Below are 20,485 nucleotides of genomic sequence, written 5' to 3' on the forward strand. Positions count from 1 at the left end.
CGATCACGAAGTGACGCGACCGAAGGGAGCGCCCTTGACAGGCCGGCCCGACACGGAACGACGATGGGACTGACGGGAAACCCCCAGCACCTCCCTGACACGGCCCAAGGGGCTACCGCCCCCCGCCCCCCGGCCCACAGACGAGGGGGCGGGTGGGCAACCACCGCCCCGCCCCGGGGGGTCGAGGGGGAGATAGCGGGCCCGCGCCGCGAGCCCACGTACAGCGCGCCCGCCCACGCCGCGAGCCCCGTACCCCCTACCCCCGGAGCGCCCCCGCCAGCTGGGCCAGGAACGCCGTCACCGCGGCCGGGCCCGGGAGGACCAGGTCGGCTCGGGCCGCGAGTTCGGGGACTTCCGCCGAGCCGCTGCACACCAGGAGGCCCGGGAGGCCGTCGGCGCGGCGCTTCTCGACGGCCGAGTACGCCGCGAGGTCGCCCAGGTCGTCCCCCGCGTACAGGACGGCCTCGGCTCCGCGTTCGGTGAGGAACTCCGTCAGGGCGACGCCCTTGTCCATGCCCGGCGGGCGCAGTTCCAGTACGGCGCGGCCCGGCTCGACCATCAGTCCGTGCCGGGCTGCGAGCTCCGCGAGGGGCTCGCGCAGGGCTTCGAAGGCGGCCGTCGGGTCTTCGGCGCGGCGGGTGTGGACGGCCAGTGCCTGGCCCTTCTCCTCGATCCAGGTCCCGCGCCACGCCCCGATGGCGTCGAGGAAGCCCGGCAGCTCCGCCCGTACGGCGGCGACGCCGGGGTGTTCGGCGGGGGCGTGGACGGTGCCGGTGACGGCGTCCCAGCGTTCGGCGCCGTAGTGGCCGAGGACGACCAGGTGCTCCAGCCCGGGGACTCCGGCGAAGCCTCCGTAGCGGACGGCGACGCCGGCCGGGCGGCCGGTGACGACGGCGACGGCGTCGACGCGGGGGGCGAGCTCGGCGAGGGCCGGTACGGCGTCGGGGTGGGCGCGTGCCTGGTCGGGGTCGGGGACGATCTCGGCGAGGGTGCCGTCGAAGTCGAGGGCGACGACCGCTCTGCGCGGGTCGCGGAGGAGGGCTTCGAGGCCCTCGCGTCCGGCTGCGGTGGCGGGTACGGGCATCGGCGGCAGGTCGTGCGGCTGGCTCCCCATACGGATGACCCTACCGGCGTGGCGCGGGCGCCGCCCAGGGTTCCCCAGGGCGGCTCCAGGCCCTGCCGTCAAAGTTTCGCCCGGCGCCACTTCGGCGACAGGGCCTAGCGCCGTGCGCGCTGGGCTTCGCGGATGCGGCGGAGGCGGTTGACGGTGCCCGGGGCGTGGGCGAGGGCGCGGGGGTCGTCCATCAGTGCGTTGAGCAGCTGGTAGTAGCGGACCGGGGTGAGGCCGAGCCCTTCGCGTATCGCCCGTTCCTTGGCGCCGGGCCCGGGCCAGCTGCGGCCCTCGTACGCGAGTACGGCGGCTTCGGCGGCGGTCAGCCGGCCCGGGGCCGTCTCCGTGGTCTCCGCCGTCTCCGCCGCCGCGCCGCCCGTGTCACCCGCCTGCCCGCCGTCCGTCATACGGCCAGATTAACGCCGCCCACCGACACCGCCCGGGGCGTGCCCCGGGCCGGGGTCAGCGTTCGCCGTCCGCCTTGCGGGCCGACGTGGCGATCTGTTCCAGGACCTTGGCTGGCTGGCCGCCGGGCTGGACGGCCTTGCCGATGTTCTGCTTGACGTCCTCGCTGACCCCGGCCCAGGACTTCTTGCCGACGGGGTAGAGGCGGGCGTTCGGGAGGGCCGCCAGGAAGGTCTTCAGCTGCGTCGCCGAGCCGCCGGTGCTGTTGGCCATGGCCCGGTAGCCGCTGGTGGTGACCGGCAGGAGGTCGTACTGGTTGGTGAAGGTGGTCACGTTCTTCGCGGAGAAGAGGTGGTCCAGGAACTTCCCGGACTCCTTCTTGTGGCCGTTCTTGAAGGCCATCACCCAGTCGGCGACGCCCATGGCCGAGTGGTCGGTGCCGTCGACGGTCGGCATGGCGACCATGCCGAACCGCAGGCCCTTGCCGGCGGCCTGCTTGAGCAGCGTCGGGTGGCCGTTGAGCATGCCCACCTCGCCGCGCGTGAAGGCGTCGAAGGCGGCCTGGCGGTCCAGCTTGCCGGGCTCGACGGGGCCGGTGAGCTGCTGGCCGACCATCTTGTCGCGGAGGAACTCCAGCGACTTGACGTTCTCCGGGGAGTCGATCGAGTACGCCTCCTCGTTGTCGGTGTAGCCGCCGCCGCCCGCGAGCATCCACATCATGGTCTCGGCCTGGGCCTCTTCGCGGCCGAGGGGCAGTGCGAAGGGGGTGGGGACGTTGGCCGCCTTGAGCTTCTTGGCGGCGGCTTCGATGTCGGCCCAGCTCTTGGGCTGCCAGGGGGTGTTGCCGTCCTTGGGGATGATGCCGGCGTCGCCGAGCAGCTTGGTGTTGTAGAAGAGCAGCCGGGTGCTGGCCACGAAGGGCATCCCGTACTGGACCCGCTTGACCTTGCCCGCGTCGGCGAGGGGGGCGAGGAAGTCGGCCTCGGTGGTGACGGAGAGCAGTTCGTCGGCGGTGTAGAGCTTGCCGGCCTCGGCGTAGTCGGCGTAGGCGCCGATCTGGGCGATGTCGGGGGCCTTGCCGGCCTTGACCATCTCGGCGACCTTGGCGTCGACCTCGGACCAGGAGTAGACGCTGACCTCGACGTGGACGCCGGGGTTGTCCTTCTCGAAGGAGGTGGCGAGGTTCTTCCAGTAGCCGGCGGAGGAGTTCTGCGGATTGTCCCCGTAGTCGGCCGCCACGACCCGGAGGGTCACCTCGTTGTCCCCGGTGAGGCCGGACAGCGTTCCACAGCCCGCCAGCGTCGCCACGGCCAGGCAGAGCGCGGCGCCGGACGCGGCCGGCCTCAGGAAACCCTTCACAGTTCTTGATCCACCCCAGGTTGTACGTACGATCCGACGTAAGGTCTACACCACTTTGGCGGCTCCTCCACATCCGGAACGCGGTGTGCCGCGGACTGTGTCCGGACCGTGTCCGTAAGGCGGTCCTGATTTGTATGGCAGCTCAACAATCCCCTCCAATGGACTAGACCTTTCCCCGCCGAGCACGCGAGACTGTCTGCTGTGAAACCCGTGAAACACGTCATCGCCCTCGATGTGGGCGGCACCGGGATCAAGGCCGCCCTCATCGGGGCGGACGGCACCCTGCTGCACGAGGCACGCCGCGCCACCGGCCGCGAGCGGGGCCCCGACGCCGTCGTCGAGACGATCCTGGACTTCGCCGCCGAGCTCCTCGGCCTCGGCCGCGAGCGCTTCGGCACGGCCGCCTCGGCTGCCGGCGTCGCCGTCCCCGGCATCGTCGACGCCGAGCGCGGCCTGGCCGTCTACGCGGCGAACCTGGGCTGGCGCGACGTACCGATGCGCGAGCTGCTCGGCGCCCGCCTCGGCGGGATCCCGGTCGCCCTGGGCCACGACGTCCGCACGGGCGGACTCGCCGAGGGCCGCATCGGCGCGGGCCTGGGCGCCGACCGCTTCCTCTTCGTCCCGCTCGGCACCGGCATCGCCGGCGCCATCGGCATCGCCGGCCGCATCGAGGCCGGCGCCCACGGCTACGCGGGCGAGATCGGCCACATCGTGGTCCGCCCCGGCGGCCCCGCCTGCGGCTGCGGCCAGCACGGCTGCCTGGAGACCCTGGCCTCCGCCTCCGCCGTCAGCCGCGCCTGGGCCGCCGCCTCCGGCGACCCCGAGGCCGACGCCGCCGACTGCGCCAAGGCCGTCGAGTCCGGCGACGCGCGCGCCGGGGAGGTCTGGCTGGCCGCCATCGGCGCCCTCGCCGACGGCCTGGTCACCGCGATCACCCTGCTCGACCCGAGCACGCTGATCATCGGTGGCGGGCTGGCCGAGGCGGGGGAAACCTTGTTCGCACCACTGAGGACGGCCGTCGAGGAGCGCGTGACGTTCCAGCGGCTGCCCGAGATCGTTCCGGCTGCCCTCGGGGACACCGCCGGATGCCTGGGCGCAGGGCTGCTCGCCTGGGACCTACTCGCCACGGAGGTACCTGCCTGATGTCCGGAAGCGCACAGAGCACCGTTCTCTCCGGCGCGAGGGTGGTGCTGCCCACCGGGATCGTGGCGGGCGGCCGCGTCATCGTCGAGGGCGCCCGCATCGCGGGCAGCGCCCCCGAGGACGCCACGGTCGTCGACCTGTCCGGGCACTGGGTCGTCCCCGGCTTCGTGGACATGCACAACCACGGCGGCGGCGGAGCCTCCTTCACCTCCGGTACCGCCGAGGAGGTCCTCAAGGGCGTGCGCACCCACCGCGAGCACGGCACCACCACCCTCGTCGCCTCCACCGTCACCGGCGACCTGGACGAACTGGCCCGCCGCGCCGGACTGCTCGCCGAGCTCACCCAGCAGGGCGAGATCGCGGGCATCCACTTCGAGGGCCCGTTCATCAACCCCTGCCGCAAGGGCGCGCACAAGGAGGACCTGCTGCGCGACCCCGACCCGGCCGAGGTCCGCAAGCTGGTCGACGCCGCGCACGGCGCCGCCCGCATGGTCACCCTCGCCACCGAACTCCCCGGCGGCCTGGACTCCGTAAGGCTGCTGGCCGAGCACGGGGTCATCGCCGCGATCGGCCACACCGACTCCACGTACGACCAGACCCGCCAGGCCATCGACGCCGGCGCGACCGTCGCCACCCACCTCTTCAACGCCATGCCCCGCCTCGAACACCGGGCCCCCGGTCCGATCGCCGCGCTCCTGGAGGACGAGCGGGTCACCGTCGAGCTGATCAACGACGGCACCCACCTGCACCCGGCGATGCTGGAACTGGCCTTCCACCACGCGGGCGCGCACCGCGTCGCGCTGATCACCGACGCCATGGACGCGGCCGGCTTCGGCGACGGCACCTACCACCTGGGCCCGCTGGAGGTCGAGGTCAAGCACGGTGTGGCCCGGCTCGTGGAGGGCGGCTCCATCGCCGGCTCCACCCTGACGCTGGACACCGCCTTCAAGCGGTCGGTGACGGTGGACCGGCTGCCCGTCGAGTCCGTGGTGCAGGCGATCTCGGCCAACCCGGCGAAGCTGCTCGGCCTCTACGACGAGGTCGGCTCGCTGGAGCCCGGCAAGTACGCCGACCTGGTGGTCCTGGACGCCTCGTTCGACGTCAAGGGCGTCATGCGGCGCGGCGAATGGATCGTCAGCCCGGCGCTCTGAACCGGCCTTTCGGCTGGTCCGACGGAGGCGGCCCGCCCACGGGACTGGGCTGGCCGCCCTCGATTTGGCATGATCCCGGCACACACCAAGACCGGGGCTGGCCATGATCCTCACCGTGACGCTCAACACCGCGCTCGACGTCACCCACCGGGTGCCGCGACTGCTGCCGCACACCTCCCACCGGGTCACCGGTGTCACCGAACGCGCCGGCGGCAAGGGCCTGAACGTGGCCCGGGTGCTCGCCGCGCTCGGCGACGACGTCACCGCGACCGGCTTCGCGGGCGGCCCGGCCGGCCAGACCGTACGCGAGCTCCTCGCCTCCGCACCCGGCGTGACCGACGCCCTCGTCCCCTGCGCCGGCACCACCCGCCGCACCCTGGCCGTCGTCGACGAGAGCACCGGCGACACCACCCAGTTCAACGAACCCGGCCCGCAGATCTCCGCCGCCGAATGGGCCGCCTTCCTCGACCGGTACACCGAACTCCTCACCGGCGCCCGCGCGGTGGCCCTGTGCGGCAGCCTGCCCCCGGGCGTGCCGGTCGGCGCGTACGCGGTCCTCGTACGGGCGGCCCGCGCGGCCGGCGTCCCGGTGCTGCTGGACACCAGCGGCGAGGCCCTGCGCCGCGGGGTCGCCGCCCGGCCGGAGATCATCAAGCCGAACGCCGCCGAGCTGGCGGAGCTGACCGGCTCCCGCGAACCGCTCCCCGCCACCCGTGACGCCCGCCGCCGGGGCGCCCACGCCGTGGTCACCTCGCTCGGCCCCTCGGGCCTGCTCGCCGCCACCCCCGAGGGCACCTGGGAGGCGGCCCCGCCCCGCCCGCTGCGCGGCAACCCCACCGGCGCGGGCGACTCCGCCGTCGCGGGCCTGCTCTCCGCCCTGACCCGCGGCCTGGACTGGCCCGACCGCCTCACCCGGGCGGTGGCCCTCTCGGCGGCCACCGTCCACGCCCCGACGGCGGGAGAATTCGACCCCCGCACCTACGAGGAGGTACGGGGGTCGGTGAAGGTCACGTCCCTGTAGGGCGCGGGCCGGTCAGCCCTGTTCGAGCCAGAGCTGGTCGATGTTGATCTCGCACTGGTTGCCCGTCTCGCACGAGATCTTGACGTTGTTGGTGCCCTTCTTCAGCTGCACCAGCGAGTAGGTGTTCGTCCAGCCCCACTCGCCCGGCTTGGCCAGGGCGAAGTTCTTCATGTTTATCGGCCGGGTCTGCGCCTCGCCGTTGACGGTGAGCGTGGTGCTGGCGTCCTTGCCCGGCACCGCGTACGTCATCTTCAGCTTGTACTGGCCCGCCTTGGGCACGTCCAGCGTCCAAGTGACGGCCGCGCCCGTCTGGTTGAAGTTGCCGACGTACTGGCCTCCCGCGCTCTTCGCGCCCGGGACCGTGGTCTGCAGCGACGCGCCCCCCGTCAGGGCCATGCCCGCGCCCGAGGCGTCCGCCTTCGGCAGCGGGGTCGACGAGGGCTGGGGGGTGCTGCTCGGCTCCGCGGAGCCCTGCGGCTGGCTGGGCTGTACGGACTGCGCCGGGCCCGTCGCCTGGTCGTTCTTCTTGTCGTCGTCCTTGCCGAAGACCAGGGCCGCGCCGATGCCGATGCCGACGGCCGCCACGACCGCGATCGCCGCGATCAGCAGACCCCGGCGGCTGGAGCCGCCGCCGCGGTTGCCGCCACGGGACGGGGCGGGACGGATGTGCGCGGTCTGGCCGGACGGCTGCTGCGGGACGCCGTAGCCGTTCGCCTGGAGGGCCTCGGGCGCCTGGTACTGGGCCTGGTAGGCCTGCGGGGGCTGCTGCTGCGGGACGGCGCCGCGCTGGCCGCCGTACGTCCGCTCGCCGACCGTGCGCACCTGGTTGTACGAGGTCCGGGGGACGCCGGGCTGCGCGCCGGGCGGTCCGCCGGCCGTCGGGCCGGGGTAGCCGTATCCGCCGCCCTGACCGGGCGGGGTGGCTCCGGCGGCCTGGCCGTCCGCGTAGAGGTAGCCGAACGGGTCATCGTCCCCGGGCTGGTTGGCCCCACCGTGCGGGCCGTTGTTCGCGGGCGTCGTCATCGCAGGTCACTCCTTTCGACCCCCGGGAGCCTACCCCGAACACGTGCGCACACGGGCGGCCCACGGCCTCAGCCGGCCCGCCGGTGCGCCTTGGAGCGGGACCGCTTCTCGATGTACATGCGCTGGTCGGCGGAGCGCAGCACCTCGTCCGCGGACATCCCGCAGCTGGCCCAGCCGATGCCGAAACTCGCTCCCACCCGCACCGCGCGGCCGTCCACCCGGATCGGCGGGATGATCGCGTTGCGCAGCCGCACGGCGAGGTCGGCGGCGTCGGCGGCGCCCAGACCGTCGGCGAGGACGACGAATTCGTCACCACCCAGCCGGGCGACGGTGTCACCGTCCCTGACGCACGTCGTGAGCCTTCGGGCGACCTCGATCAGGACGGCGTCGCCGGTGTGGTGGCCGAACCGGTCGTTGATCGACTTGAAGCCGTCGAGGTCGCAGAAGAGGACGGCGAGGCCCTTCGTGCCGTCGTCGATGTCGGTGGCGGGCGCCACCGTGTGCACGTGGTGGTCGTACGGGCCGTCCGGGCGCCCCGGGAAGGCGCCGGGGAAGTCGAAGGCGTCGCCCGCCTGCCCGGCGGGCTGTCCGGGGGCCGGGGCGGCGGGGTAGCCGCCGTCGTAGCCGTGGTGCGGCGCGTCGGGTGGAAAGCCGTGCTCGCCGGCACCACCCCCCTCCGGGCGGCCCTCGTACGCCGCGTCCAGCGCCTCCACCGCGCTGGCGCGTACGGACTGCGGCCGCCTGCACAGCCGGGCGCCGAGGCGGGAGCGCAGTTCGGCGCTGTTGGGCAGGCCGGTGAGGGAGTCGTGGCTGGCCCGGTGGGCGAGCTGGAGCTCGTGCCGCTTGCGTTCCTCGATGTCCTCGACGTGGGTGAGCAGGAAGCGGGGTCCGTCGGCGGCGTCGGCGACCACGGAGTTGCGCAGCGAGACCCACACGTACGTGCCGTCGCGCCGGCCGAGGCGCAGCTCGGCGCGGCCGCCCTCGGCTGAGGTGCGCAGCAGGGTGCCGATGTCCTCGGGGTGGACGAGGTCGGAGAAGGAGTAGCGGCGCAGCACGGAGGCGGGCCGGCCGAGGAGGCGGCACAGGGCGTCGTTGGTGCGCAGCAGCCGGCCGTGCTGGTCGCCGCCCATCTCGGCGATGGCCATGCCGCTGGGGGCGTACTCGAAGGCCTGCCGGAACGACTCTTCGCTGGCCCGCAGTGCCTGCTGCTCGCGTTCCAGCCGGACGAGGGCCCGCTGCATGTTCGCGCGCAGCCGCGCGTTGCTGATCGCAATGGCGGCCTGGAAGGCGTACATCTGGAGCGCTTCGCGTCCCCAGGCGCCCGGCCGGCGCCCGTTGCGCGGTCTGTCCACCGAAATGACACCCAGGAGTTCCCCGCCCGTCGCGTACATGGGGGCGTAGAGCCGGTCCTCGGGGTGCCACTCGTCCTGGAAGCGCGGGTCGGGGCCGTCGGTGTGCCACTGGGGGACGTCGTCCTCCATCAGGACCCAGCCCTCGGTGTGCGGGATGAAGCGCAGGCCGTCCCAGTCCTCGCCCATGGTCAGGCGGCGGTCCCAGGCGGCGCGGGAGCCGACGCGGCCGGTGATCAGGGCCTCGGCGGCGGGGTCGCCCGCGAAGGCCGCGACGACGAGATCCCCGTCAGGGCGTACGAGGTTGACACAGGCGAGTTCGTAGCCGAGGCCCCTGACGATGCCGTCCACGACGGTCTGGAGGGTGTCCGCGAGGCTCCTGGCCGTGTTGAGCTCGGCCACCACCTGGTGCAGCTGCCGCAGGGTCGCAAGACGGACGTACGGCTCCGACTCGGTCTCCATTGCTCGCTCTCCCCGAGACCTCGACAGCAACTCCAGGTTTGTCATCGGCGTTTCGTTGCGGTGTCCCGTCCACTGAATCACAGTGAGCTGTGCGGCAGGTACACAGGGTCAACAAATCTTGCCCTCTGTGACTCAAGTCACATGAGATGAACAAGGGCGTGCCGAGAGAGGGGAAACGAGTGGGAGCGCTCCCTCCCCTTCCCGGAAGCGAACGATACGCCGGGGCCTAGGCCGGGGGGCGGGGACGCGGCTCGGACCAGGGGCCGATGTGCGCCGCGCGGACGCGGGACTAGCGTTCGGTACGTGCCCGAGACGACCCCCGTACACCCCGTTCCCATCCGCCCGAGCCACGTGGTCAGCCCGCATCCTGAGGGGGTGAGCAACGACGAGTTCCGCGCCGCCATGTCCCGGCTGGCCGCCGGCGTGTGCCTGATCACCGCGCACGAGCCGCCGCTCGGCGCCGGCGGGCCGCGCGGCGAGGACGTCGGCATGACGGCCACCGCCTTCATGTCGGTCTCCCTGGACCCGCCGCTGGTGCTGGTGAGCGTGCGCGAGGGCTCCCGGATGGACGACCTGCTCGCGGAGCAGCCGCTGTGGGCGGTCTCCCTCCTCGCCGACAGCCAGCTCCAGGTCGCGAGCCGCTTCTCGATGAAGGGCCGGATCAGCGACCGGCTGCTGTTCGAGGGGCTGCCGTACGTACGCGGGGCCCTGTCGGGCGCGCCGCTGCTGTCGGGGGCGCTCGCCACCCTGGAGTGCCGCACCGAGTCCCGGGTCACGGCGGGTGACCACACCCTGGTGGTGGGCCGCGTCCTCGGCGCCGCCCTGCCGGCCCCGGAGGCGCCGCCGCTGACGTACTTCCGCGGCCGCTACCGGCACCTGGCCCCGTAGCGGCCGGCCGGCGCGGCGGACCGCCTACCAGTCGCGCGCGCTGCGGTTGCGCTTGGTCTCGCCGCGGGCCTTCTTCTCCCGCAGGCGCCGCTCGTTGATCCCGCGGGGGATCTTCGTGGCGCGGCGCGGCTTCGGCGGCGGGGCCGTGGCCTCCGCCAGCAGGGAGGCCAGCCGGACCAGCGCCATCTCCCGGTTGCGGAACTGCGAGCGGTGCTCGGAGGCGCGTACCGTCAGCACGCCGTCCACCAGCCGCGAAGCGAGCCGCTCCAGCGCCCGCTCCTTCCACACCTGCGGCAGCCCCTTGGTCGCCGCCAGGTCGAAGAGCAGCTCCACCCGCGAGTCCGAGGTGTTCACGTGCTGCCCGCCCGGCCCGGAGGAACGCGAGAACCGCCAGGCGAGCTCCGCCTCGGGGAGCACGACGGAACCGCGGATGACATGGGGACCAGGCATGGCCCTATGATCGGCCCCCGCCCGCTCCGCCGTCACCCGCATTTCCGCCCCTGGAACCTTCGCGCCCTCTCCACGCGTTATGAAGGGCAGCGGTAACTTGACCCCGTATCGCGGTCATGTGACGAGGAAGGACACCAGTCAAAATGGCAGTAAGCCTGTCCAAGGGCGGCAACGTATCGCTCTCGAAGGAGGCCCCCGGCCTCAGCGCCGTCACGGTCGGCCTCGGCTGGGACGTCCGTACGACGACCGGTGTCGACTTCGACCTCGACGCCTCCGCCATCGCGGTCAACGCGACGGGCAAGGTCGTCTCCGACGGCCACTTCGTCTTCTTCAACAACAAGTCCACCCCGGACCAGACCATCGTCCACACCGGCGACAACCGCACCGGTGAGGGCTCGGGCGACGACGAGGCCATCAACGTCAACCTCGCCGGCCTCCCCGCCGACGTCGACAAGATCGTCTTCCCGGTCTCGATCTACGACGCCGAGACCCGCAGCCAGAACTTCGGCCAGGTCCGCAACGCCTACATCCGCGTCGTGAACCAGGCCGGCGGCGCCGAGATCGCCCGCTACGACCTCTCCGAGGACGCGGCCACCGAGACCGCCATGGTCTTCGGCGAGCTCTACCGCAACGGCGCCGAGTGGAAGTTCCGCGCGGTCGGCCAGGGCTACGCCTCCGGCCTCGTCGGCATCGCCCAGGACTTCGGCGTCAACGTCTGACCCGGATCCGCGCCGACGCGCCGGTAGGCCGAAGCCCCCTGCCCGGACCCTTCCGGGCAGGGGGCTTCGCTACCGTTCGGCGGATGATCCTCGAACCGCTCGTCCCCGTGGACGGCGCCCTGCCCGGCCCGGTCCTCACCGAGGTCGCCACCCTCTACGCGACCAACCACGCCTTCTTCGAGCTGAGCGGCGACTTCCCCGACCCGGCCCGCATCACCGTGGAGCAGGTCGCGGCCTCACTCGCCGACGAACTCGCCCACGACGGCGCCGAGGTCCTGCTCGCCCGCTCCGCCGGCCGCCTCGTCGGCCTGGCCGCCACCCTGGCCCACCACCCGGACCCGGCCGCCGGGGACCCGGACCCGTGGATCGGCCTGCTCCTCGTCGACGCCACCGCGCACCGCGAGGGATACGGCCGCACGGTGACCGCCCTCGTCGAGGACCGCTTCCGCGCGGCGGGCCGCACCGGCGTACGCGTGGCCGTCCTGGAGGCCAACACCAAGGCCCTCGCCTTCTGGCAGGCCCAGGGCTACGCCTTCCTCCGCCAGGCCCGGGACCGCGAAATGGGCCGCCCGTGCACGGTCCTGCGCAAGGACCTCCGGACCGCGGACCGGGCTGCGGCACCGCGGTGACGACGGAGACGCCGGCGTGCCCGCCCGGCAGCCGGCCGGGATCCCCGGCCCGTCGGGGCCTTCACCGCCGCCGCCTGCCCGGCAGCAGGGCCAGGTGCTCCTCGCGCACGAGCCCGAACCGCAGGGCGAGGCTCACCACCAGCTCCCGCTTCCACTCCAGGCGCCCCGGGGCGCCCTCGGCGGGCTTCACCCGCAGCTTGCTGCGGGCGAGGTAGTCGATGTGGAAGCTCACCGCCTGCTCGCTCAGACCCGTGAGCCTCTCGACCACCTGCCGGGTCGTCGGGATGGCGGATGCGGACTGGTCCCGCAGCCTCGGTTCGCACAGGGCGACCAGCACCCGGAAGTAGGTGGCCGTCTCGTCGAGGCTGAAGGCCGCGACCGTCCCGAGCCCCGCCAGTCCCCCGTCCGGTACCCCGAACGTCTCGGCGTAGCTGTGCCCGGGCGCGTACACGTGGACGGCGACACCCCCGGGCGCCCGCGTCGGCAGCACCACCCGGGCGAACTCGAACGGCACCGGCGCCCCGATCCGGCGCGGGGCGACGCGGAAGTACTCGCCCGCCCCCTCCGGGTTCTCCACCAGCAGGCTCCGCTCGCACCCGAGGTTGCTCAGGCGCCAGTGGTCCTCGGTGGCGAGGATCTCACCGGCCAGCCGCGGCACCGCAGGGTCGTCGAGCACCAGCCCCACCGGCACCCCGGGCGCGCCCCGGCCGAACCGGACCGCCTCACCGGGCCCGAGCTCCAGCCGCCCGTGCTCCGTGTGCACCACCAGCCCCGACATCACGGGCCCCCTCCCCCAGACATCCGGGGGATCTTGACATGACCGGTGCAAGCTCCGCATAAGCGCGGTCGCATACGAGCCACGCCGTACGAGCCACGCCGCAGGCGAGCGGCGCCGCGTACGGGCCGCTACCCCTTGGGGCGGCCCTCCCCGTACAGCCACACGTCCCACACCTTCTTCAGGTCGTGGCCCGTCCGCCGCTGCGCATACGCGGTGAAGTCCGCCGTGCTCGCGTTGCCGTACCGGTGGTCGGCGGCCCAGCCGCGCAGCAGGCCGAAGAACTTCTCGTCCCCCACCTCCTGCCGGATCCGGTGCAGCACCATCGCACCCCGGTAGTACACGGGCGCGTCCGACACCCGGTCCGGGCCCGGCGGGTCGGCGGGCGCGAAGGCGTCCCAGCCCCCGTCCGCGTGCGGATCGACCGTGGTGTCACCCGCCAGGAACGCGTCGAACCGGCGCTGCGCGGAGGGCCCGCCCCGGTCCTCGGACCACAGCCACTCCGCGTACGTGGCGAAGCCCTCGTTCAGCCACATGTCCTTCCAGGACTTCGGCGAGACCGAGTTCCCGAACCACTGGTGGGCCAGCTCGTGCAGCACCAGCTCCTCATCGGGCGCCCCGGAGTAGACGGGCTTGGTCTGCGTCTCCAGCGCGTACGCGAGGGTCCCCGCGGGCATCACGATCGACCCGGCGGTACCGAAGGGGTACGGGCCGAACCTGGCGCTCCCCCATTCCACGATCTCCGGCAGCCGCGCGAGCGCCGGCTCGCCGGCCGCGGCTTCCCCCGGGGCGACGGCGTCGTACACGGCGACACCCGACGGGGTCCGCCCGGTCGTCACCTTGAACCTGCCGACGGCGACGGTCGCCAGGTAGCTCGCCATCGGCTCCGGGCTGTGCCACACGAACTCGGTCCGCCCGTCGTCCGTCCGCTGCCGGGAACGCAGTTCGCCGTTGGACACCGCCTCGTAGCCGTCCGGCACGGTGATCGTCACGTCGTACGCGGCCTTGTCGCTGGGGTGGTGGTTGCCGGGAAACCACCCCATCGACCCGATCGGCTCGCCGACGGCGACCGCCCCGTCGTCGGTGGTGATCCAGCCCTCGTGCGCCCCGTCCGGATCGACGACCGGCCGGGGCCGCCCGGTGTAGTCCACCGTCGTACGGAAGACCTGACCCTTCCTCAGGTCCTTGGCCGGACGCACCGTCAGCTCGTTGCCGGTCCGGTTGTACCGGGCGTCGACGCCCTGCACGTCCACGGCCTCGACCTTCAGGCCGCTGAAGTCGAGGTTGAAGGAGCTGAGCCCCTGCTCCGCGCGGGCGGTGATGACGGCCGTACCGTGCAGCTGCCCGTCGGCGGGGTCGTAGGCGAGGTCCAGCGCGTAGTGCTCGACCTGGTAGCCGCCGTTGCCCGCCCGGGGGAAGAGCGGATCACGCACCCCGGACGCGCCGGGCCGCCCCTGCACCGTCGCGCCCGTACATCCCGTGGCGAGCACGAGCAGGGCGGTGACGGCGGGGACGGCCAGGCGCTTGAGTTCCACGTACCGATCCTAAGGAGCGGAACGGCCCTTACTTCTGCAGGGACTCCACGCCGGCCTTGGCGAACTTCTCGTCCAGGTCGCCGCTCGGGGCGCCGGCCACGCCGATGCCGGCGACCGGGGCGCCGTTCGCCTGGACGGGCGCGCCGCCGCCGAGGAAGAGGGTGCCGGGGATGTCCTTCAGGTTCGGGGCCTGGGCGAGACGGCCGACGAGCACGGAGGTCGGGGCGTTCCAGGACACGGCGGTGTAGGCCTTGCGCTGCGCCGACTCGTAGGACTGCGGGCCCGCACCGTCGCCGCGCAGGGTGACGATGGTGTTGCCGTTGCGGTCGACCACGGCGACGGTGACCTTCTGGTTCTCCTTCTGCGCGGCCTCCAGCGCGGCCTGGGCGGCGCGGGTGGCGGCACCGATGGTGAGGTGCGTCGAGGTGGTGAAGTTCTGGTCCGAGTCCTTCTTCGCCGGCGCGGCGGGGGTCGCGCTCGCGCTGACGGCGCCGAAGGTGCCGGCGCCGAGGACGACGGCGAGGGCGGTACCGGTGAGAACGCGGGTGCGGGTGTTCATGTCAGCTCCTGTTGGGTCGTCGACTGGCTCCCTCCAAGACTCGGCCCGGACCGGGCCCCGCCCCGTCCCCGTACCGGCTCGGCCCGCCGACCGCACCGGTTGACGCGGGGGTCATCCGATCGGCCGATGCGGTGGGGCCCGCCACCCGTTTCCCTGGACGGGGCCACCCGTCACCGGCGCGGCCACCCGTCACCGGCGGGCCGGCCCTTCCGGCCCTCCGGCCCCGCCGGCGTCCGAGGCGACGGGCACGCAGCGCCCGTACGGGGCCGGGGGCGGGCCTGGGCCCGGCGGAACGGCGGGCAGGGGCCCTGCCCCGCGCAGCGGCACCCCGCCCGCACCCGGCGCCCGCCCCGCCCCGCCGGGGCTGCGGCAGCATGGATACCACCACCCCACCCACCAGGAGCCACGCCGTGACCCGGCACCCCGCCACCGCCCCGGACACCCGCACCCTCGCCGCCGTCATGCACACGGCGTTCTTCCTGCTGCTCGGCGCCTCGGTGGCCCGGTTCCTGCTGCGCCACCCCGGCGAACCCCGCACCCCGTGGGTGATCTCCCTCGGCATCGCCCTCGCCCTGCTCTACGTCCTCGGCCCCGCCGTCGGCGTCACCCAGGCCGCCCACGTCGCCCAGGCCGGGCGGGGCGGGGGGGGGGGGGGGGGACCCCCCCCCCCCCCCCCCCGCCCCCCCCCCACCCTGCGCCGCAGGCTCTGGCTCGGCCTGGTCGTCGCCACCTGGGTGGTCCTCGTCGTGCTCGCGCCGAGCTTCGCCTGGTGCGCCGTACCGCTGTTCTTCACGGCCCTGCGCACCCTCCCCCCGCGCGCGGCCGTCGCCCTGGTCGCCGTACTCACCGTCTTCGTCGTGGCGGCACAGATGAAGCTCTCCACCGCCTTCGACCCGAACCTCCTGCTGGCACCGCCCGCCATCGCCGCCCTCGCCACGGCCGTCTACGTCCACATGGAGCGCCAGGCCCGCGCCCAGCGCGCGCTGATCGACGACCTGATCCGCACCCGCCGGGAGCTCGCCGCCACCGAACGGCGCGAGGGCACCCTCGCCGAGCGGCAGCGGCTGTCCATGGAGATCCACGACACCCTGGCCCAGCACCTCTCCAGCCAGCAGATGCTGCTCCAGGCCGCCGACCGCACCTGGGACAGCGACCCGGCCACCGCCCGCGCGCACGTCCGTACCGCGACCGGCATCGCGGCCCGCGGCCTCGCCGAGGCCCGGCGGCTGGTCCACGACCTCGCCCCGCCCGAGCTGGACAACGGCGCGGGCCTCGCCGACGCCCTGCGCGTCCTGGACGCCGGCCCCGGCGTCGAGGTCCGCTTCCACCTGGAGGGCGTACCCGTCCCGCTCCCGGACCGCACCGAATCGGCCTTGCTGCGCATCGCCCAGGGCGCCCTGGCCAACGTCCGCGAGCACGCCCACGCGCGCACCGCCGCCCTGACCCTCAGCTTCCTCGGCGACCAGGTGGTCCTGGACATCGCGGACGACGGCTCCGGCTTCCCCGAACCCGCCCGGGCCACCGGCCCCGGTGCCCGCCCCGGGTCCCGCCCCGGCCGGGACCCGGGCCGCGGCCACGGCCTCCCGGCGATGCGCGCCCGGGTGCGCCAGCTCGGCGGCACCCTGACCATCGAATCCACCCCCGGCGAGGGCACCGTCCTCTCCGCCTCCCTCCCCCTGGAGCCCACAGGATGACGACGATCCTCCTCTGCGACGACCACGTGGTGGTCCGCGCCGGACTCCTCGCGCTCCTCGGCAGCGAGCCGGACATCGAGGTGCTCGGCGAGGCGGGCAGCGGCGAGGAGGCGGTCGCGCTGGCCGCCAAGCTGAACCCGGACGTGGTCCTGATGGACCTCCAGCTGGGCGAGGGCATCGACGGCGTCGAAGCCACCCGCCGCATCACGGCCCTCCCCCGCCCGCCGCACGTCCTGGTCCTCACCACGTACGACACGGACGCGGACATCACCCGGGCCATCGGCGCCGGCGCGACCGGCTACCTCCTGAAGGCGGAACGGCCCGAGGAGCTGTTCGCCGCCATCCATTCGGCGGCGGCCGGGCGCACCACGCTGTCCGCGCCCGTCGCGAGCCGGGTGATGGCCCACATGCGCGGTACGCGCCCCACCCTCACCGACCGCGAGCTGGACATCCTGGGCCAGCTGGCCCGGGGCCTGGGCAACCGTGACATCGCCCGCGCGCTGTTCATCAGCGAAGCCACGGTCAAGACCCACCTGGGCCGCATCTACGACAAGCTCGGCGTCGACACCCGCGCGGGCGCGGTGGCCGTGGCCAAGGAACAGCGCCTGCTGCCCTCCTAGGGGGTGTCCGCCGCGTCCTGCCCCGCGCCGCGCTCGACGTCGCGTCCGGCGCCGCGCCCGGCCTCGCGCCCGGCGTCGCGCTCGGCCAGCCTCCGCCGCCACTGCTCCATCGCCCCGCGCAGGGCCTCGTTCACGAGCGTCAGCAGCTCCACGGAGGACTCGAAGCGCGCCCCCGCCGGAGTCGAGGCCCCGAGGACCTCGGCCCCGCGCTGCGACGCCGCCACCAGGACCTCGTTCATCTGCGCGGCCGCCAGCAGCGACCGGAGCCAGAGCTCGTCGTCGATGGCGTAGCGCTCGCGGCGTTCCCCGGGAACCCGCTCCCGCCGGAGCATCGCCTGTCCTTCGAGCCAGGCGACGGCGTGCGAGACGGACGCCGGGCTGACGCGGAGCCGTTCGACCAGCTCGGCGGCGGTGAGGGCGCCGGAGTCCGTGGTGTACAGGCAGGCCAGGACCCTGGCGACCATCGGGGGCAGGCCCTGCCCGGCGAGGAGACCGGTGAAGGACTCGGTGAACTCCCGCACCTGCCGCGGATCCCGCCCGTGGCCGCCGTCGGGGACCGGCGGCGGTGCCGGCCGCGCCTCCTTGCGCCGGCGCGCCCGGTGCCGGGTGGCCTCCTGCGCCCGGTCCGCCCCGTAGCCCTCGGGGCCGCCGTTGCGGGTGACCTCCCGCATCACGGTCGAGGCGGGCCGCCCCAGTCGCCGGCCGATCTCCGTGTACCCGTGCCCCTCGGCCAGCCAGGCGGCGATGTGCTGGCGGTCCTCGCCGGTGAGCCGTCCTCCTGGCATCGGTCCCGTCTCCCCTCGTCGACAGCCGCAGTATGCCCCCGCCCCCACCCCATTGCAATCCACACTGCGACCGCCCCTTGCGTTCACCACCACAGCCATTGCAATGTCAACCTCCAACCACCCAATTCATCAGGTCGACTTGCTCGCCAAATGCGTTGACGCATCCGTAAACGCAATGTAGCTTCGAGCGAGTTCAGCAGTTCCCAAACACTCACGGGGAGACTTGACGATGGGACACAACGGCTTCACCGAGGCGGGCCTGCGCAGGATGCGCGACGTGCTGACCCGGCACGTCGAGTCGGGGAAGGTCCCCGGCCTCGTCGCCCTCGTCAGCCGCGGCGACGAGACGCACGTCGAGGCGATCGGGACCCTGCGCCACGACGGCGGTGCCCCGATGCGCCGGGACACGATCTTCCGGATGGCCTCCACGTCCAAGCCGGTCGCGATGTCGGCCGCGATGGCCCTCGTCGACGACTGCGAGATCCGGCTGGACGACTCCGTGGAGCAGTGGCTGCCCGAACTCGCCGGCCGCCAGGTACTGGCGCGGATCGACGGCCCGCTGGACGAGACCGTCCCCGCCCGGCGGCCGATCACCGTACGGGACCTGCTGAACTCCACCTTCGGCCTCGGCATCGACCTGACGGCGATGGGCTCCCCGATCACGGGCGCCCTCTTCGAGCGGGGCGTCTTCACCCAGGGCGGCGAGCCCGCGCCCGAGCAGGACGAGTGGATGCGCCGCCTCGCCACGCTCCCCCTGATGCGCCAGCCCGGAGAGCAGTGGCAGTACCACATCAGCCACGACGTGCTCGGCGTCCTCGTCTCCCGCGTCACGGGCAAGCCGTTCGAGACGTTCCTGCGCGAGCGCGTCCTCGACCCGCTGGGCATGAAGGACACGGGCTTCCACGTGCCCGCCGACAAGATCGACCGGCTGCCCCCCAGCTACGCCCCCGACCCCCAGACCGGCGAGTTCCACGTGTGGGACGAGGCGGAGGGCGGCCGGTACAGCGCGCCCCCGGCGTTCCAGTCCGGCGGCGGCGGCCTGGTCTCCACCGTCGACGACTACCACGCCTACTTCCGGATGCTGCTGAACCACGGCACGCACGGCGGCGAGCGGATCCTCTCCCGGCCCGCCGTCGAGCTGATGACCACCAACCGCCTCACGGCCGAGCAGGAGGCCACCCGCTCCGCCCTGGCCCGCAACAGCGTCCACGTGTCGTTCGGCCAGGGCCAGCAGGGCGGCTGGGGCTTCGGCATGGCGGTGCGCACGTACCGCGGCGACTACGCGCCCGTCGGCCAGTTCGGCTGGGACGGCGGCACGGGCACCTCCGCCTACGCCGACCCGCAGAACCAGCTCACCGGCGTCCTCCTCATGCAGGTGGGCCTCTCCACCCCGGCCCCGGCCCAGGTCATCCACGACTTCTGGACCACCACGTACCAGGCCCTGGAGGACTGACCCACCCGGCCACACCACGCCCCGGCCCCGGCACGCCCCGGATCCGCCCCTCCCCACCCGCCGCGGCCAGGGGAGGGGCGGATCCGGACACTCCGCCCCGCTCTTCGGACAACCCCCCGCCGGGGCCTGCCCCACCCGCACCCCCGAATGGCACGCTCGGCCCGCCGTCACCCCGGCCACCGCGAAGGAGCCCGCGTGTCACACCCCCACCGCACCCGCCGCCTCGCCCTCACCGCAGCCACCGCAGCCCTGCTCGGCGCAGCCGTCCTGCCCGCCCCCCAGGCCACCGCGGCGGCCACCGCGGCCGCCGGCGGAGCCACCGGCACCGGCATCACCCAGTACTCCGGCACCGTCCCCCTCGGCACCACCCACACCGGCACCGCGTACCAGCTCCAGGACCCCACCCGCGGCGGCCAGCGCACCCTCGACGCCCTGGGCCAGACCAACAACCCCGGTGTCCCGTTCACCGACGCCGACAACACCTGGGGCGACGGCACCCCCGCCCACCGCCAGACCGCCGCCGCCGACGTGCACTACGCCACCGCCGTGACCTGGGACTTCTACAAGGCCGCCTTCAACCGCAACGGCGTCCGCGGCGACGGCGTCGGCACCACCTCCCGCGTCCACTACGGCACCGGCTTCGGCAACGCCTTCTGGAGCGACAGCTGCGCCTGCGTCACGTACGGCGACGGCACCACCCCCGGCCGCCCACCGACCTCCCTCGACGTCGTCGGCCACGAACTCGCCCACGGCCTGACCGCCTCCACCGCCCGCCTCGGCTACAGCGGCGAGCCCGGCGCGCTCAACGAGGCCACCTCCGACATCCTCGCCACCGCCGGCGAGTTCTTCGCCGAGAACAAGGCCGACCCCGGCGACTACCTCCTCGGCGAGCGCGTCTTCGACGGCCCGCCCCGCCGCATGGACCGCCCCAGCGCGGACGGCGTGTCCCGCGACCACTGGTCGCCCGACATCGCCGGCCTCGGCCCGCACGCCGCCTCCGGGCCCGCCCGCCACTTCTACTACCTCCTCGCCGAGGGCAGCGGCCCCAAGGTCATCGACGGCGTCGCCTACGACTCCCCCACCCACGACGGCTCCAAGCTCCTCGGCATCGGCCGCGACAAGGCCACCCGCATCTGGTACCGGGCCCTGACCGTCCACATGCGCTCCACCACCAACTACGCCGGCGCCCGCGCCGCCACCCTCCGCGCCGCCGCCGACCTGTACGGCCCCACCGCCCCGGAGACCGCCCGCGTCGCCGCCGCCTGGACCGCCGTCAACGTCCGCTGACCCACACCCCCGCACCACCCCCGGAGCACCTCCGCACCACCCCTCGTACCGCCCCCCGCGCCGGGAG

Annotated in this window: 20 protein-coding genes; 10 read left to right on the top strand and 10 right to left on the bottom strand. The window is 73.8% G+C overall.

What is annotated here, in order from left to right; all coding sequences use genetic code 11:
* Positions 1–256 precede the first annotated feature (256 nt).
* The 3 genes from otsB to AC069X_RS31635 all read right to left on the bottom strand — a co-directional run bounded on the left by otsB (position 257) and on the right by AC069X_RS31635 (position 2,875).
* Positions 257–1,114: a trehalose-phosphatase gene (gene otsB, locus AC069X_RS31625; protein ID WP_478733986.1), complete on the bottom strand. Its 858-nt coding sequence runs from the start codon at positions 1,112–1,114 to the stop codon at positions 257–259.
* Between the two features lie 104 nt (positions 1,115–1,218).
* Complete coding sequence (locus AC069X_RS31630; RefSeq protein WP_478733988.1) at positions 1,219–1,518, bottom strand: DUF3263 domain-containing protein; 300 nt, start codon at positions 1,516–1,518, stop codon at positions 1,219–1,221.
* Positions 1,519–1,573: 55 nt separating this feature from the next.
* On the bottom strand, positions 1,574–2,875 hold the full coding sequence (locus AC069X_RS31635) for an extracellular solute-binding protein (protein WP_478733990.1): 1,302 nt from the start codon (positions 2,873–2,875) through the stop codon (positions 1,574–1,576).
* Positions 2,876–3,085: 210 nt separating this feature from the next.
* Between AC069X_RS31635 and AC069X_RS31640 the strand changes: the two genes are divergently transcribed.
* From AC069X_RS31640 to AC069X_RS31650, 3 genes are all read left to right on the top strand, one after another.
* The gene (locus AC069X_RS31640) at positions 3,086–4,018 is read left to right on the top strand and encodes an ROK family protein (protein ID WP_478734158.1); all 933 of its coding nucleotides are present in this window, start codon (positions 3,086–3,088) and stop codon (positions 4,016–4,018) included.
* Complete coding sequence (nagA, locus tag AC069X_RS31645; protein WP_478733992.1) at positions 4,018–5,169, top strand: N-acetylglucosamine-6-phosphate deacetylase; 1,152 nt, start codon at positions 4,018–4,020, stop codon at positions 5,167–5,169. Before AC069X_RS31640 ends, nagA begins: the two co-directional genes overlap by 1 nt.
* Before the next feature lie 103 nt (positions 5,170–5,272).
* Entirely contained in the window at positions 5,273–6,190 is a 918-nt protein-coding gene (locus AC069X_RS31650) for a 1-phosphofructokinase family hexose kinase (protein ID WP_478733994.1), read from the top strand.
* A gap of 12 nt (positions 6,191–6,202) precedes the next feature.
* Here the strand turns inward: AC069X_RS31650 and AC069X_RS31655 are convergent, their stop codons facing one another.
* Positions 6,203–7,213, bottom strand: a complete 1,011-nt coding sequence (locus AC069X_RS31655) for a CBM35 domain-containing protein (RefSeq protein ID WP_478733996.1) — start codon at positions 7,211–7,213, stop codon at positions 6,203–6,205.
* 68 nt (positions 7,214–7,281) lie between these two features.
* Entirely contained in the window at positions 7,282–9,024 is a 1,743-nt protein-coding gene (gene cdgB, locus AC069X_RS31660) for a diguanylate cyclase CdgB (RefSeq protein WP_478733998.1), read from the bottom strand.
* A gap of 402 nt (positions 9,025–9,426) precedes the next feature.
* On the opposite strand from cdgB, the gene AC069X_RS31665 reads away from it, so the two are divergent.
* Complete coding sequence (locus AC069X_RS31665) at positions 9,427–9,912, top strand: flavin reductase family protein (protein WP_478734160.1); 486 nt, start codon at positions 9,427–9,429, stop codon at positions 9,910–9,912.
* A 24-nt stretch (positions 9,913–9,936) separates the two neighbouring features.
* Here AC069X_RS31665 and arfB read toward each other — a convergent pair whose 3' ends face one another.
* The gene (arfB, locus tag AC069X_RS31670) at positions 9,937–10,362 is read right to left on the bottom strand and encodes an alternative ribosome rescue aminoacyl-tRNA hydrolase ArfB (protein ID WP_478733999.1); all 426 of its coding nucleotides are present in this window, start codon (positions 10,360–10,362) and stop codon (positions 9,937–9,939) included.
* 143 nt (positions 10,363–10,505) lie between these two features.
* Between arfB and AC069X_RS31675 the strand changes: the two genes are divergently transcribed.
* Complete coding sequence (locus tag AC069X_RS31675) at positions 10,506–11,081, top strand: TerD family protein (RefSeq protein WP_478734001.1); 576 nt, start codon at positions 10,506–10,508, stop codon at positions 11,079–11,081.
* 83 nt (positions 11,082–11,164) lie between these two features.
* A complete protein-coding gene (locus AC069X_RS31680; protein ID WP_478734003.1) occupies positions 11,165–11,710 on the top strand; it encodes a GNAT family N-acetyltransferase in 546 nt (181 codons plus the stop codon).
* 61 nt (positions 11,711–11,771) lie between these two features.
* Here the strand turns inward: AC069X_RS31680 and AC069X_RS31685 are convergent, their stop codons facing one another.
* The 3 genes from AC069X_RS31685 to AC069X_RS31695 all read right to left on the bottom strand — a co-directional run bounded on the left by AC069X_RS31685 (position 11,772) and on the right by AC069X_RS31695 (position 14,579).
* Positions 11,772–12,488, bottom strand: a complete 717-nt coding sequence (locus AC069X_RS31685) for a serine/threonine protein kinase (protein WP_478734005.1) — start codon at positions 12,486–12,488, stop codon at positions 11,772–11,774.
* A 128-nt stretch (positions 12,489–12,616) separates the two neighbouring features.
* Complete coding sequence (locus tag AC069X_RS31690; protein ID WP_478734007.1) at positions 12,617–14,020, bottom strand: M1 family metallopeptidase; 1,404 nt, start codon at positions 14,018–14,020, stop codon at positions 12,617–12,619.
* Between the two features lie 28 nt (positions 14,021–14,048).
* Positions 14,049–14,579, bottom strand: a complete 531-nt coding sequence (locus AC069X_RS31695) for a GlcG/HbpS family heme-binding protein (protein WP_478734009.1) — start codon at positions 14,577–14,579, stop codon at positions 14,049–14,051.
* A 374-nt stretch (positions 14,580–14,953) separates the two neighbouring features.
* On the opposite strand from AC069X_RS31695, the gene AC069X_RS31700 reads away from it, so the two are divergent.
* Together AC069X_RS31700 and AC069X_RS31705 are read left to right on the top strand one after the other, a co-directional pair.
* The gene (locus tag AC069X_RS31700; RefSeq protein WP_478734011.1) at positions 14,954–16,273 is read left to right on the top strand and encodes a sensor histidine kinase; all 1,320 of its coding nucleotides are present in this window, start codon (positions 14,954–14,956) and stop codon (positions 16,271–16,273) included.
* A complete protein-coding gene (locus AC069X_RS31705; protein ID WP_478734013.1) occupies positions 16,270–16,893 on the top strand; it encodes a response regulator in 624 nt (207 codons plus the stop codon). Before AC069X_RS31700 ends, AC069X_RS31705 begins: the two co-directional genes overlap by 4 nt.
* Here AC069X_RS31705 and AC069X_RS31710 read toward each other — a convergent pair.
* Positions 16,890–17,678 (bottom strand): GbsR/MarR family transcriptional regulator, encoded by a 789-nt coding sequence (locus AC069X_RS31710; protein WP_478734014.1) that lies wholly within the window; start codon positions 17,676–17,678, stop codon positions 16,890–16,892. The genes AC069X_RS31705 and AC069X_RS31710 overlap by 4 nt on opposite strands.
* Before the next feature lie 229 nt (positions 17,679–17,907).
* Between AC069X_RS31710 and AC069X_RS31715 the strand changes: the two genes are divergently transcribed.
* Positions 17,908–19,131 (top strand): serine hydrolase domain-containing protein, encoded by a 1,224-nt coding sequence (locus AC069X_RS31715; protein WP_478734016.1) that lies wholly within the window; start codon positions 17,908–17,910, stop codon positions 19,129–19,131.
* 195 nt (positions 19,132–19,326) lie between these two features.
* Complete coding sequence (locus AC069X_RS31720) at positions 19,327–20,418, top strand: M4 family metallopeptidase (protein ID WP_478734018.1); 1,092 nt, start codon at positions 19,327–19,329, stop codon at positions 20,416–20,418.
* The last annotated feature ends 67 nt before the right edge of the window (positions 20,419–20,485 follow it).

The sequence above is a fragment of the Streptomyces sp. NPDC043896 genome, from assembly GCF_056435605.1.

Bases quoted from the DNA above. Each gene is read 5' to 3' on its own strand.
- AC069X_RS31630 (WP_478733988.1), bottom strand. From the start codon at position 1,518: ATGACGGACGGCGGGCAGGCGGGTGACACGGGCGGCGCGGCGGCGGAG.
- AC069X_RS31650 (WP_478733994.1), top strand. From the start codon at position 5,273: ATGATCCTCACCGTGACGCTCAACACCGCGCTCGACGTCACCCACCGG.
- arfB (WP_478733999.1), bottom strand. From the start codon at position 10,362: ATGCCTGGTCCCCATGTCATCCGCGGTTCCGTCGTGCTCCCCGAGGCG.
- AC069X_RS31695 (WP_478734009.1), bottom strand. From the start codon at position 14,579: ATGAACACCCGCACCCGCGTTCTCACCGGTACCGCCCTCGCCGTCGTC.
- AC069X_RS31680 (WP_478734003.1), top strand. From the start codon at position 11,165: ATGATCCTCGAACCGCTCGTCCCCGTGGACGGCGCCCTGCCCGGCCCG.
- AC069X_RS31655 (WP_478733996.1), bottom strand. From the start codon at position 7,213: ATGACGACGCCCGCGAACAACGGCCCGCACGGTGGGGCCAACCAGCCC.
- AC069X_RS31715 (WP_478734016.1), top strand. From the start codon at position 17,908: ATGGGACACAACGGCTTCACCGAGGCGGGCCTGCGCAGGATGCGCGAC.
- AC069X_RS31700 (WP_478734011.1), top strand. From the start codon at position 14,954: ATGGATACCACCACCCCACCCACCAGGAGCCACGCCGTGACCCGGCAC.
- AC069X_RS31685 (WP_478734005.1), bottom strand. From the start codon at position 12,488: ATGTCGGGGCTGGTGGTGCACACGGAGCACGGGCGGCTGGAGCTCGGG.
- otsB (WP_478733986.1), bottom strand. From the start codon at position 1,114: ATGGGGAGCCAGCCGCACGACCTGCCGCCGATGCCCGTACCCGCCACC.
- AC069X_RS31675 (WP_478734001.1), top strand. From the start codon at position 10,506: ATGGCAGTAAGCCTGTCCAAGGGCGGCAACGTATCGCTCTCGAAGGAG.
- AC069X_RS31710 (WP_478734014.1), bottom strand. From the start codon at position 17,678: ATGCCAGGAGGACGGCTCACCGGCGAGGACCGCCAGCACATCGCCGCC.
- AC069X_RS31665 (WP_478734160.1), top strand. From the start codon at position 9,427: ATGTCCCGGCTGGCCGCCGGCGTGTGCCTGATCACCGCGCACGAGCCG.
- nagA (WP_478733992.1), top strand. From the start codon at position 4,018: ATGTCCGGAAGCGCACAGAGCACCGTTCTCTCCGGCGCGAGGGTGGTG.
- cdgB (WP_478733998.1), bottom strand. From the start codon at position 9,024: ATGGAGACCGAGTCGGAGCCGTACGTCCGTCTTGCGACCCTGCGGCAG.
- AC069X_RS31705 (WP_478734013.1), top strand. From the start codon at position 16,270: ATGACGACGATCCTCCTCTGCGACGACCACGTGGTGGTCCGCGCCGGA.